This window comes from Parabacteroides faecis (assembly GCF_014647375.1).
GTDB lineage: Bacteria > Bacteroidota > Bacteroidia > Bacteroidales > Tannerellaceae > Parabacteroides > Parabacteroides faecis.
On sequence record NZ_BMPB01000017.1, the window covers coordinates 135,165 to 148,724 of the forward strand.

Annotated in this window: 6 protein-coding genes and 1 pseudogene; 2 read left to right on the top strand and 5 right to left on the bottom strand. The window is 43.5% G+C overall.

All coding sequences use genetic code 11. The features are described 5' to 3' along the window. Positions 1–2 precede the first annotated feature (2 nt). From IEY67_RS22620 to IEY67_RS22635, 4 genes are all read right to left on the bottom strand, one after another. A complete protein-coding gene (locus tag IEY67_RS22620; protein ID WP_122375322.1) occupies positions 3–1,607 on the bottom strand; it encodes a RagB/SusD family nutrient uptake outer membrane protein in 1,605 nt (534 codons plus the stop codon). Positions 1,608–1,626: 19 nt separating this feature from the next. Further along, complete coding sequence (locus IEY67_RS22625) at positions 1,627–4,707, bottom strand: SusC/RagA family TonB-linked outer membrane protein (RefSeq protein WP_183672448.1); 3,081 nt, start codon at positions 4,705–4,707, stop codon at positions 1,627–1,629. Between the two features lie 171 nt (positions 4,708–4,878). Next, positions 4,879–6,045: a glycoside hydrolase family 88/105 protein gene (locus IEY67_RS22630; RefSeq protein WP_183672449.1), complete on the bottom strand. Its 1,167-nt coding sequence runs from the start codon at positions 6,043–6,045 to the stop codon at positions 4,879–4,881. Between the two features lie 92 nt (positions 6,046–6,137). Next, on the bottom strand, positions 6,138–10,226 hold the full coding sequence (locus tag IEY67_RS22635; protein ID WP_183672450.1) for a hybrid sensor histidine kinase/response regulator transcription factor: 4,089 nt from the start codon (positions 10,224–10,226) through the stop codon (positions 6,138–6,140). 173 nt (positions 10,227–10,399) lie between these two features. Here IEY67_RS22635 and IEY67_RS22640 point away from each other — a divergent pair, with 173 nt between their 5' ends. Then, a complete protein-coding gene (locus IEY67_RS22640) occupies positions 10,400–12,517 on the top strand; it encodes a glycoside hydrolase family 2 protein (RefSeq protein WP_183672451.1) in 2,118 nt (705 codons plus the stop codon). An 87-nt stretch (positions 12,518–12,604) separates the two neighbouring features. Here IEY67_RS22640 and IEY67_RS22645 read toward each other — a convergent pair whose 3' ends face one another. After that, positions 12,605–13,195, bottom strand: coding sequence for a nitroreductase family protein (locus IEY67_RS22645; protein WP_183672452.1), 591 nt, complete (start codon positions 13,193–13,195; stop codon positions 12,605–12,607). 213 nt (positions 13,196–13,408) lie between these two features. Between IEY67_RS22645 and IEY67_RS25270 the strand changes: the two are divergent. Beyond that, a pseudogene (locus tag IEY67_RS25270) lies at positions 13,409–13,489 on the top strand (ORF6N domain-containing protein); the annotation flags it as partial. Between the last annotated feature and the right edge of the window lie 71 nt (positions 13,490–13,560).

Consider the following 13,560-nt stretch of genomic DNA (forward strand, 5'->3'; position numbering starts at 1 on the left):
TGTTAATAACCCGGATTCTGTGGAAAATCAGCTCCCGTGTTGGAGTCGATAATCGTTTGCGGGATCGGCCATAAAGCATGATGTTCGTCGATCTGGTTGCTGTAAGAATTGTACTTTTTGGTACGTTCTACCAGCTTACCGGTACGAACCAATGTCAGACGGCGTAATTCTTCTCCTACTAATTCGCGGATACGTTCATCCAGCAGGAAGTCCATTGTAGCCTGTGAAGCAGCGATGTCCGGAGCACCGGCACGTTTACGAACGACATTGATCGCTTCGGCAGCACCGTTTGCGTTGTTCTGGCGGATACGGGCTTCGGCTAACAGCAGGTAAGTTTCAGCCAGCCGGAATTTCATACGGTCTTTGTTGTTGCCTTCATAACTCGGACTATCGTCTGTTTTTCCGTAGAAGAATTTAGTGATCACCGGATAGATGGTACATTTCGACCAGGTACTTTCCGTGACAGGAGCTTCTTTACCCAATAATTCCGGGGTTTCCGGGTTATTATAATACCAGGTCCTTTTGATATTATATTTTGAATTACGTATATCGCTGTTTGCATAGAAGTTATCTGTGTCGATCCACCATTTGAACGGAACGATCTGCGCCAGACCACGTCCACCCAGTGAGTCACACAATGTGAAACCTGTTTCATTCCAGTATTTGGGAACCCATGCGCGTTTTGTCCAGTCTTCGTATTTTCCGCCGCCGCCTGTCGTATTGTATTCGAGCTGCATCACCCAGATAGCTTCTTTGTTTCCGGAAGTACGGTTCTGATTGTATTCGATGAACATATCGGAGAACGGGTCACCCGGTAGGTCTTTCTGCGCGCCGAAACGTGTAGTCATCAACTGGAAATAACCGGAATTGATCACTTGTTGAGCGGCTTCCTCTGACTTGGCATATTCCCCGGTGAGCAAATACATTTCCGAAAGCAGGTGAAGGGCCGGCCATTTGGTCAGTTTTCCTGCTTCCACATTATCCGGATTTTCCGGAAGATTTTCTGCAGCGAACTTCAGGTCGTCTATGATATGTCCGAGAACTTCTGCTTTCGGTGTCCGGGTAAAATCGATGCGGAACTGTCCTTCGATCGTTTCCACGTAAGGTACATCCCCGTAGAGGTAAACGAGATAGCGGTAAGCATAGGCACGGAAGAAACGGGCTTCTGCCTGGAAACCTACTTTATCGGTAGGAGCATTCCAGTTCTCATTCTTATCAGCATAGGTCAGTAACTCGTTTACATTCGCGATCAGGCCATATGACCATTTCCAATAGTTCTCAACGAATGTAGTGGAAGAGGTGTAAGACAAATTTTCAAAAGGCAGTAAAGAACCGTCCTTATGACCGGTGTAGACGATATCGGTAGCTACCTGGAATGCTTCGTAAGGACAGGCCTGACTCAGGGATGCAGTGCCGCCTCCCCATGTGTTGAACTCGGAACGGGCCCAGCCGTACAGACCGTTAACCCCTACCTGGAAACCGTAAGTGCTGGTATAAGTATTGTCCGGAGCCAGTTCTTTTTTTAGATCTTCATCTAAAAAATCGGAACAGGATGTTCCTGAGAATAATAAAAGTGTTGCTGCGGCAACTTTCAATATATTTTTCATATCTGTATTCATTTATGGATTAGAAAGTAAGATTTAAACCTAACATGTATGAACGGGCAGTCGGGTAGGTATAAATGATATTGGCATTTGTATCCGTACCGTCGAAGTTCAATGCGTTCTTTACGTTGCTGAATGTACATACGTTATTAATACTGGCATTTACGTTCAGGGCGGCGATACCTACCCTGTTCAACAGGGATTGCGGGATATTGTAACCTAGCGTGATGTTCTTCAACTGAACATAATTCATTTTCTTATAGAATGTATGTTTGTCGTAAGGCACATAACCCGGTGAGGTCATTTCGTTTGTCGGATTTTCCGGTGTCCAGTAGTCCATGCCGTCGATATAGTTGTATCCGAGAGACCAACGTTCGAAATTGTAATCCTGCATTTCTTTGGTAACGCCGAATACGCCGTTGAACAGGAACGAGAATGTGAAATCTTTGTAGTTGATCGTGTTGCCTAAAGACATCGTGAAGCTCGGCAGTTTGGAACCGATGATCATTTTATCCTTTGCCGTAATTTTACCGTCACCGTCCCGGTCTTCCAGCTTGGCAGAACCCGGCGCTGCTCCTTTTTGGTATTCTTCCCCCTTTTCATTCAGGTATTTTTTCTGTGTGGCGTCCCAGGCGATGGTATGGCCGTTCAGTTCGAAGCTGTCATTTTCCTGCCAGGTACCCAACACGTTGTAGTCGTAATGGACTTTCACCGGTTCGCCGATAAACCATTTGTTGGTCAGGTCATCGTTACCGTCACCACGCAGTTCGACGATCTTGTCACGATTCAGAGCGAAGTTGAAGCTTGATCCCCAGCGGAAGTCTTTTGTTTCCACATTTACAGAGTTCAATGTAATTTCGACCCCTTTGTTGCGGGTTTTACCCACGTTGTCCATGATAGAGTTATAGCCGTTCATAATAGGTACGGTACGTTTCATCAACAGGTCGGATGTATTGGAAACGTAAACATCGATATTACCGGACAGGCGGTTGTTCAGGAAGCTGAAGTCGAGACCTGCATTGAATGTGCGGGTTGTTTCCCATTTCAGGTTCGGATTACCTACACCGTCATAAGGGAGGTAAACACCATTCACGGCTGTACTTTTGTCCCCGTAGATATAAGTTGTCAGTGAAAGACGGTCCAATGTCTGATAGGCTTTGATCGCCTGGTTACCGTTAGAACCCCATGAAAGACGAAGTTTCAACATACTCAATACGTCGGCAGTACTTTCCATGAAGCTTTCCTGTGAAATATTCCATGCTGCTGCTACCGATGGGAAGAAAGCATATTTGTTATTTTCACCAAAAGCTGAATAACCGTCGGAACGACCGGTAAACGTCAGCAAATATTTGTTGGCGAAGTTGTAGTTGACACGTAACATATAGGATAACATAGCGGTTTCGGTCAATTCTGATTTCAGAATCTTGTTCTCTTCTGCTCCAGCCATATTATGGTATTCGGAATCGTCATTAACGAAGCTGGTACCGGATTGTTCGGACTTTTGCAGATTGGTCTGTTGTAAACTGAACAGGGCTGTCGCGTCGATTTTATGTCTTCCGAATTCACGGTTGTATTTCAACAAGTTTTCCCAGGTGTAATCCCAGTAATGTTCGTTTATGATTTTAGCGGAACCGTTTTGCTCACGTCCTGTAAGTGTATTACGTCCGTAGTATTCACCTTCGAATTTAGAGCGATAGTTGTAACCGAAGTTTGTGCGGAAAGACAATCCTTTCACCGGCAACATCGCATCTGCAAATGTGGAGATGAAAATGTTACGTGATGTCTTATCACTGGTTGCGTTCATATTGGCGAACGGGTTCGGATGTAATGTCTCATCCATCGGATAGTCGCGTAAAGAACCGTCGGTGTTGTACATTTTTCCGTAAGGTGACTGGAGCATCGCATCGGATATACCTGCCTGCATGCCACCATATTCTTTTTGTATAGCTTGAGTTCCCATACCTATTGTCAGCCAGCTGCCTAACTTCTGAGTGATATTCAGAGAGATGTTCGTTCGTTTTACACCGGTATCTTCGACCACACCTTCCTGGTTCAGGCGTGAGATAGATGCCATGTAAGTGGTGGCATCCGTACCACCGGAGATACTGATCTGATGGCTGTTAGTCAGGGCGGTCCGGAAAATCATATCCTGCCAGTCTGTTTCAATGCCATTCTGGTAGTTTTCCTTTTCGATCGCTCTTAATACATCGTCTACGGTCGGGTTTTCGATACCTTTCCATACTGCGTACTGAGCCTGTAGGTATTTGATATAATCGGAACCGTTCATCATATTAATATGACGTTCCGGTTGTGAGAAACCGATCTGTCCTTTATAAGTTACAGAAGCAGCTCCTCTTTTACCTTTCTTTGTCTGGATAAGGATAACCCCGTTAGAACCGCGTGAACCATAGATTGCTGCGGAAGAAGCATCTTTCAGGACTGACATGTTTTCAATGATGTTCGGGTCGATATCCCCGAGTGATCCACTGTAGGGAATACCGTCGAGTACAACCAACGGAGCATTATCGGCTGTCAGCGAGTTTTCGCCACGTACACGCAGGGTCTGGTCTTCCGACGGACTCGCTTTGCTTGTCGTGATGTTCAGACCGGCAACCTGCCCTGCCAGTTTATCCAACAGGTTGTTGGTTGTTACCATCTGAAGCTTTTCTTCTCCAACGGCAACAATACCACCGGTTAAGTCGGATTTCTTTTGCGAACCGTAACCGATCACAACAACGTCTTCCAGACCGATTGCATCGTCTTTTAATACAATGTTCAACATTTTTGCTCCTGTCACTTTGATCTCTTGTGTCTGACAACCGATGTAAGAAATTACGAGGGTTGAGTTCTGAGGCACATCAAGAAAGAATTTACCATCCACATCGGTAATTGTACCCATTGTAGTACCTTTTACCAATACGTTTGCTCCGATGATCGGAAATTTGTCGGCTTCTCCAATAACAGTACCAGAAATCTTAACATCTTGTGCAAAAACCTGCACTGATAAAGATGTAAGAAGAATAAATAATAAAGAAAGAAATCTACTCTTTCTTTTGGCTGCCTCCCCTGTAAGAGGAGGTAGCGCATTGAAAAATCTTCTCATGCTTTCCATAATAATTTTGCGCATTAAATAATTTAAGTAATAAAATAAAGTAAAGTGGTTTACTAATTTTGGGTCAAAAGAATGAATTATACATATTGTGTGCGGACAAATATGTCTCAAAAGGACGTATTATTGTCTCAATACGCTAAAAAACATGTATTTTATGTGGCTTTATTTGTTAAAATTATAAATCTCACATGCGGCCATCAGAAAAGCGCCCGTTCCGTATAATTCTGTCATATCACGAGTCACTTTGCGCGGATCGGCACCGACTGGCTGTACCCATCCCAGTTTACCGTCCGGTTCTACTGCCGAGACAAGAGCTTTCCATCCTTTTTCGATAACGGGAAGGTATTTATCTGCCGGAAGATACCCCTGATTCACCCCGTATGCAAGACCATAGACGATAAAACCGGTCGCACTGGTTTCCGGCGACGGATAACTTTCCGGGTCCAACAGGCTGGCATGCCAATAGCCGTCTTTGCTTTGCAGTCCGGCTAGCCGTTCGCTTATTTCCTGAAACAACTGGAGGTAAAAGGGACGATATTCCGTATCATCGACAGGTAATGTTTTCAATATTTCTGCCAGACCGCCGATCACCCAGCCGTTTCCGCGTCCCCAAAAGACTTTTTTGCCGTTTGCCTCTTTCTGACCGAAATAGCGGCTATCACGGAAAAAGAGTTTTTCATCTTTATCGTATAAATGATTGTAAGTGGCTTTAAATTCGGTATCGGCGAACATCATATATTTTTTATTGCCGGTGAGGGTGTAAAGGCGGGTATAAACGGCGGGAGCCATGAACAAGGCATCGCACCAGGACCATCTTTCATAGGTGACAGGTTTGCTATAATCGATATCCAATCCTCCTTTGGATGGATTATTGATGACCCAGTCGATGCGGGCCAGGGTAGGGAGAAGCATTTTTTCTTCCTTGTACTTATTATACATATCCAGATAAGTCTGTGAGACACAAATGTCGTCGGCATGATACATCCGGTCGGCTACCTGCCAGTGCTGGCGGTTGAAGACCTTTTTCAGCCAGTCGAAGTATTGGGTATCGCCACAGAGTTCGGCCCAGTCGTACATTCCCAAATAGAGAGCACCGGCGATCCAACCTTTGGGTTCACTGATTGCATATTTATTGTTGGGAAACTCTTTGATCTGCCAGTCGGCAACTTTTCCGGCAACCGATAATATTTCCTGTTTATCAAAGCCTGACCGGGTGTTTTGTTCGATAGAAGGGCTGACGGCCGTTTCTGCAATCAGATTTACGGGCAACAAGGTGGCGGCACTCAGCCCGGCCAGTGCTGCCATGTGTTTTAATGACAATGAATACATAGTTTCTTTTATTAATGATTAACAATAGCCAAAAGAATAAAAGAACTGCATTTGGGATAAGTATAATTATCCCAAATGTGAGTATAAATGTCTCATTGTTTACTTTCCTGATATTCGGTCGGTGACATTCCATAAACCGTCTTAAAACTTCGGGCAAAATAAGAGCGGCTACTGAAACCTACATGCTGGGCTACTTCAGACACATTCATACTCGATTCTTTAAGTAGCTTTGCTCCGGCTTCCAGGCGTATATTCTTGATAAGCTCGATAGGGGATAAGCCGGTAACGGCTTTCACTTTCCTGTAAAAGTTTGCCCGGCTCATACCCAAAGCCTGGTAGATCACTGACACGTCCAGTTCCTGATTGGATATATTGGCTTTCACAATATCTATGTATTGACTGAGGAAGTCGTTGTTCTCTTCCGGTTCTTCCACACCGAGCTGTTTCAGTGTCGATGATTCTCCGTAGATATTTTTCATTTTCTCCCGGAGTGAGAGGATATTTTTTATACGGGCTTTCAGTAAAGAGACCTGGAACGGTTTTACGATATAATCGTCTGCTCCTGCTTCCAGCCCTTCTTCAATTTGTGAGACCATCGATTTAGCTGTTAACAGAATGACCGGAATATGACAGAAGTTTTGATCTTCTTTGATTCTTATGCAGAGTTCCAGTCCGTTCATTTCCGGCATCATCACATCACTGATAACGATATGCGGATACGTTTTATCTATTTGTTCAAGAGCATCTTTTCCATTGATCGCCTTCATGACAATGTAGTCGTGTTGGAGTTGCTGTTCCAGATATTCCAATACTTCCTGATTATCGTCAACCAGTAAGACTGTTTGTTTATTACGGGTTTCTGTTTCTTCAACCAGCAACGCTACTTTCTTATTGATCTCGGAAGGATATGAATGGGAAACGTCATTAGCCTGCTCTTTTTGCTTTTCCGTATCCGGCAGGAGTATCATAAAGCAAGTGCCTTTTCCTTCGGTACTTGTAGCCCAGATAGATCCCTGGTGTTGCTGGACGATGGAACGAGTCAGGCTAAGGCCGATACCGGTACCGGATACCTGTTTGTAGATATCTTCTTTGGCACGGTAGAATGGCTCGAATATTTTATCGGCTTCTCCCTGGTTGAATCCCATTCCGGTATCTGTTATTTCGATAAACAGGTAACTGCTTTCTATCAAAGTTGAAACTTGTTGTTCCGGGAACATCGGTAAACCTTCGCAATAGGGCTGGGCTATTTGCCGTATGCGAATGGTTACCTGACCACCGGACGAAGTGAATTTGAATGCATTGGACAACAGATTGAAAAAGACTTTTTCGATTTCCGCCTCATCGTAACAAGTGAAGAATGATTCCGGCAGATTATTATCCAGCGTGAAAGTAATCTCCCGGTTCGCTGCAACACTTTCGAATGAATGATACATTTCCTGTATGAACGCACTAAAATTAAAACGAGTCTTCTGGAGGATTGTTTTTCCGGCTTCATATTTCTGGATATCCATTAAATTGTTTACCAGCAGTAACATTCTTCCTGTATTTTTCTTGATCAGTTGCAAGGCATCTTTCACTTCCGGAGAGAAGGTTACCCGTTGAAGAAGATCATTCAACGGATTAATGATCAATGTAAGGGGTGTTCTCAGTTCATGTGAGAAGTTGGTGAACATCCGCATCCGTTCTTCATGCAGTTCGTTCATCCGTTCCTGTTCCAGCTCCCTGTATTTTTCTTCCCGTTCCCGTTCGTGTTTGAGGTGTTGCCGCTGCACGATCCATATAACGATCAGGGATATGATACACAAATAGATCAGGTAGGCCCACCACGTTTTGTAGAATGGAGGATTGACGGTGATATGCAGTATTGCTTCCCGGGTATTCCAAATGCCGTCGTTGTTGGCTGCTTTTATCCGGAAAGTATATTTTCCGGGTGATAGATTACTATAATAAGCTTCCCGGCGATGACCGATATTATGCCAGTTATGGTCGGCTCCTTCCATTATATAAGCGTAGGAATTATCCTGAGAATGGATAAAGTTTAAAGCTGAATACCGGATCGTGATATTTCCCTGGTTGGCTTCAAGTGTGACGTTATTATCATACTGCAGAGGCGATAACTCCTGATAGGTTGCTTGCCCTTCCGGATCTTCCTGAGTGTTTATAAGCAATGAGGTTATATAAACTGGGGGAATATTGGGATTCGTTATCACTTTTTGCGGATTGATCGCCAGTATTCCTTTATTTCCCGGGAAATAGAGGGTTCCGTCTTTCGATACACAATTATTGGCATAGAGTGTGTATTCTTGTGTCGGACTGTCAATGGGGCTGATCAGTTCAAATTTATTTTCCGGACGATTTAATTTATATAGTTCTTTAACGGTGACCACCCATATATCGCCATTCTTATCGATGGATAGCGAATTGATGTAACTTTCCGACAGTCCATCCTCTTTCTGATAATTCTGTATTAAGTTCAACTCTTTATCCAGCCGGAATAAACCACCTTTGGTGGTGGCTATCCATATGTATTGTTCGACATCTTTCAATGCACCGGTGATACTTCCTAATCGTTTGTTTTTCTCTCCGTTCTGTAACCGGGCAGTGAGGTCCGTTACTGTTTCTTCGTTCATGTCATAGACGAAAACACTATCGCTGATCGCACCAAATAAAAAGATATCCTGTTCGAGTTCTTTGATCAGGCACATTCCTTTGAATTGTTTTTCTCTGCCATCGACATTGAATTTATTGATTGTTTTCCCTTTATCGACCATAACCGTCTGGCTTGGAGTATTGGTCGGAATCCATAACCGTTTTTTGCTATCAATATATAAGGTATTAATGTCGTTATATTTATAGTCATGTATTTTTTGATATTGTTTACTATGAATCGAAAAGAGATAAACAGACCCGAAATGGGTCGCACAAAAAATAGAATCTCCCTGTATCAAAATGGATTTGAGGATATTTATTTCATAATTCCCGGCTTGTAACGGTTTAATGGGATAGATCCTTTGTTCCTCATTGTTCGGATTATAATAAAGTAATCCGGCCCCTTCCGTTGCGAACCACATATTACCGTCGTTATCTTCCTGGCCTTGTCCTATGATACCGGCAAAGGCATTCGGCGTGATGAATGAGGTCGGTTTATAAAACGGGCTGTGGTAATTGACTCCGGCAGAATAGGTTCCAACCCATAATGTTTGATCACGGTCGATCAGCATGCTGTGAATGGAGTAATGGCTGAGTGCCCCCTTTGCATTCATGTCCATATCGATGGACTTGATAATCATAGTTTGAGTATTCAGTATATTTAAACCTCTGAATGTGCCGATCAGAATAGAGTCTTTACCGAATGGAATAAGGTGACGGATCGAATTGTTATTCAGGCCGGAGTTGTCTGTGTCCAGCCGGATAAAAGTCTCATCTTTTTTGTTATATATACATAACCCGTGTTCATTGGTTCCAATGAAAATGTTATTATCAGGACCTTTTAATAAAGTGGATATAGTGCTATTAGGTAGTTTCTGCCGATTATTGGCGCTATCCGGAAGATAATGTTTTTTTCGTTTCCAGTCGCTGGAGAATATATATAATCCTTTGTCTTCCGTTCCGATAAAGATATCTCCGTCGTTATCCTGAATGACAGAGTGAATAGGAGCCTCGAAATTTTTCAGGAAAGACATTTCCTCTACCGTTTTATCCGGATTACATTTTAATACGCTTCGGGTGGTGAACGCATATAAATCGCCGTTGGTATGGTATAGAAAGTTATTGACGGCATTAGTCGTAATTGACGGATTAATTGTTCTGGGATAGAAACGGGAGATTTGCTGTGTTTTATAGTCAATGCAGTTCACACCGTTGGAGGTTCCTATCCATATGTTTTTATTTTTGTCTTCGTTGATCTTGCGGATATAATTATCACTGATTGAAGCCGGGTTGTTCACTTCGTTTTGATACAGTTTAAATTCATATCCGTCATAACGGTTTGCCCCATTACGGGTTCCGAACCATATATATCCGTCCGAATCCTGGAAAATATTAAGCACTGAGACTTGGGAAAGCCCGTCTTCCACTCCCAGGTGTGAAAAGAAGAACAGGTTGTTGTTGTTTCCATAACCGGAAATGGTATGGATGAGTAAAATGATAAGTATGTGTATTTGTTTGTGTATTTTCGCCATATGTATTCAACGTGTGGTTTTGCAGGAGCAATATAGTTGTTTTTATCTGTACAAAGGTAATAAATATGGAGCTATTTGCCGAAATAGAGACGATCTTAATCGGTAATGAGATGATTTTATTAGCAGAAACGGATGCTCGGAGGTATATTTGCAACTCATTCAATTAACAAATCATGAATAAACGAGTATTAAGTTTAACCTTATTATTAGCCTGTCTGGGATTTGTGTCGATGCAGGCGGAAGGCCGGAAAGTGGAATCTTTTAATTCCGGCTGGTCATTTAAGAAGGCTCCGGCTGAAAAAGAGTTGGCTGTAAATGCCCGAAAGTGGGATAGTGGTTGGTCAGAAGTGGAAATACCCCATACCTGGAATGCTAAAGATATGCAGGTACAGGCTAATAGCTTTTATGAAGGGGCTGCTTATTACAAGAAACAATATTTTTTCCCTGCGGAATTAAAGGATAAACGTGTCTTTTTACGTTTTGAAGGTGTCGGCTCTTGTTCCGAAGTGTTTGTGAACGGAGTGTTGGCTACTGCCCATAAAGGAGGATACTCGGCTTTTGCCTGTGAGATCGGTCCGTTATTGAAAGCGGGAGAAGAAAATGAGATCATGGTGAAAGCGGACAATAAATCGCGTCCGGATGTGATTCCCGTCAACCATAATCTGTTCGGGGTGTATGGCGGTATCTATCGTCCGGTATGGTTGATCGTAACAGAACCGTATAACATCAGTGTGACTGATTGTGCTTCTCCGGGTGTTTATATTACCCAAAAGAATGTGTCTAAGAAACAGGCGGAGGTAAAAGTAAAGGTGAAACTGGATAACGGTACTCTGCAACCGGTCCCTGTGACTTTGCAGAATACGATCTATGACCAGGAAGGGAAACAGATTGCAACGAACAGTCAGTCTTTCGAATTGACGGCACAGGGCGAACAGGCTTACGAGTCTTCTTTCACGATCAAGAAACCGACTTTGTGGCAGGGACGTGAGAATCCTTATCTGTATAAGGTTGTCAGCCGTCTGATCAAAGACGGACAGGTGATCGACGAAATGGTACAGCCGTTAGGGTTGCGTAAATATGAGATCGTTGCCGGTAAAGGATTCTATCTGAACGGTGAGAAGTATCCGATGTATGGTGTTACCCGTCATCAGGACTGGTGGGGACTGGGTAGTGCTTTAAAGAATGAGAACCATGACTTCGATCTGGCTACGATCATGGATGTCGGTGCGACAACCGTCCGTTTTGCTCATTACCAGCAGTCGGATTATTTATATTCCCGCTGCGACAGCCTGGGATTGATCATCTGGGCGGAAATACCGTTTGTGAACCGTGTCACGGGTCAGGAAGCGGAAAACTGCCGGAACCAGTTGCGTGAAATGATCCGCCAGAGCTTCAATCACCCGTCTATTTATGTGTGGGGACTGCATAACGAAGTGTATCAGCCGCATCAATATACCAAAGAACTGACGCAATCTCTGCATGATCTGGCTAAGACGGAAGACCCGGATCGTTACACAGTATCGGTAAACGGATATGGTCATATGGAACATCCGGTGAACCTGGTTGCCGATATTCAGGGGATGAACCGTTATTTCGGTTGGTATGAAAAGAAAATACAGGATATCAAACCCTGGGTGGAAGGATTGGAAAAAGAATATCCTCATCAGAAACTGATGCTGACCGAGTACGGTGCTGATGCCAACCTGAACCATCAGACAGAATATCTGGGAGATGCCCTAAACTGGACAAAAGAATTTTATCCGGAGACATTTGCTACCAAGACTCACGAATATCAGTGGAGCGTGATCGCGGCCCATCCGTATATCATTGCTTCTTATCTTTGGAATACGTTTGACTTCTGTGCCCCGATGTGGGTGCGTGGCGGTGTTCCGGCTCGGAATATGAAAGGACTGGTTACATTCGATCGTAAGATCAAAAAAGATTCTTATTTTTGGTATAAGGCCAACTGGAGCAAAGAACCTGTACTGTTCCTGACGCAACGTCGTAACTGGGATCGTGAGAAAAAGGAAACTTCAGTGACGGTTTATTCAAATATCGGTACGCCGAAAGTGTATCTGAACGGCAAAGAACTGGCCGGTATCCGTGAAGGTTATACGCCCGTACATTATATTATAGATAATGTGACGCTCGATATGGGTAAGAATATCGTAAAGACGGTCGTTGTAAAAGACGGCAAGACGTACGAAGATGAGATCGAATGGATGTATAGCGGAGAAAAGAAACGCGATTCGGACCAGTCGGTTAATAAAGAAGAACATGCCGGATTCTGATCTTTTTCCCGGAATTAAATGATAGATAAAATCCCGGTATTACTCCTGAAAGCCAAAAGGCAGGGGAGTGATACCGGGATTTATTTTTTACCATCCGTTGTAATGTATCTGTTTCTTGTTGAATTTATCTTTCGGCTTTTCTATTCCCGTAGGGTAACCGACCGGAATAACTGTCAGCGGAACGATATGGTCGGGAAGATGCAATGCTTCCCGTACAACATTCATCCGTTCAGGATAAGGATAGGCGGCAGTCCATACGGCTCCCAGTCCTAACGATTCGGCAGCCAGCAGTACGTTTTGCGCAGCAGCGGAGCAATCCAACTGCCAGGCATTGCCGGATTTGACGGTATCGCCACATACGATAATGGCTTGTTTAGTCTCTTTCAGCATACGTGCCAGGGGTAATCCGTCTCCCATGGTATCCAGGATATCACGGTCTGTTACGATGATAAACTCCCAAGGGCGGCGGTCTCTGGATGAAGGGGCTGCCATTCCTGCACGGGCCAATGTTTCCAGCTTCTCTTTTTCAACCGGCTGTTGTGTATATTTGCGTACGCTTTTGCGGTTGAAGATTGTTTCCAATGTTTGGTTTTCTTCCTGACTGTCTTTTGATTCTGTATTGCTGTTACAGGCAATCAGGATAGAGAATAATGCGATAAAAGAATATGTCCATTTCATACTGCAAACATACAAATTGAAACGGATAAAATCCGGAATTACAATAAGATTATTTCTATCTTTGTGAAGTCACTTTAAAAATCAAAATCATGTCGATCAATTCAATAAACAGGCGTCGGGAAGACTTGATAAAGCAGATCAGTCAAATAGAAGACGAAGAATTGTTGATCTCTCTGGAAGATCAGATATGAACATCAATAAAACATTGACATTATGGATTTACAGATTATTCAAAGTAAAATATATGAGATCAGAGGACAAAAGATTATGCTTGATAAAGATTTGGCCGTTATGTGAAGCTTCACATAACCGCAATTATGCACAGTAAGCGATTATGTACAGTAAAGTCATCTAGCAGCTTTAAA

What these genes read in the sequence shown, in the direction of transcription:
- IEY67_RS22635 (WP_183672450.1), bottom strand. Translation starts at nt 10,226, where the DNA reads ATGGCGAAAATACACAAACAAATACACATACTTATCATTTTACTCATC.
- IEY67_RS22620 (WP_122375322.1), bottom strand. Translation starts at nt 1,607, where the DNA reads ATGAAAAATATATTGAAAGTTGCCGCAGCAACACTTTTATTATTCTCA.
- IEY67_RS22640 (WP_183672451.1), top strand. Translation starts at nt 10,400, where the DNA reads ATGAATAAACGAGTATTAAGTTTAACCTTATTATTAGCCTGTCTGGGA.
- IEY67_RS22625 (WP_183672448.1), bottom strand. Translation starts at nt 4,707, where the DNA reads ATGAGAAGATTTTTCAATGCGCTACCTCCTCTTACAGGGGAGGCAGCC.
- IEY67_RS22645 (WP_183672452.1), bottom strand. Translation starts at nt 13,195, where the DNA reads ATGAAATGGACATATTCTTTTATCGCATTATTCTCTATCCTGATTGCC.
- IEY67_RS22630 (WP_183672449.1), bottom strand. Translation starts at nt 6,045, where the DNA reads ATGTATTCATTGTCATTAAAACACATGGCAGCACTGGCCGGGCTGAGT.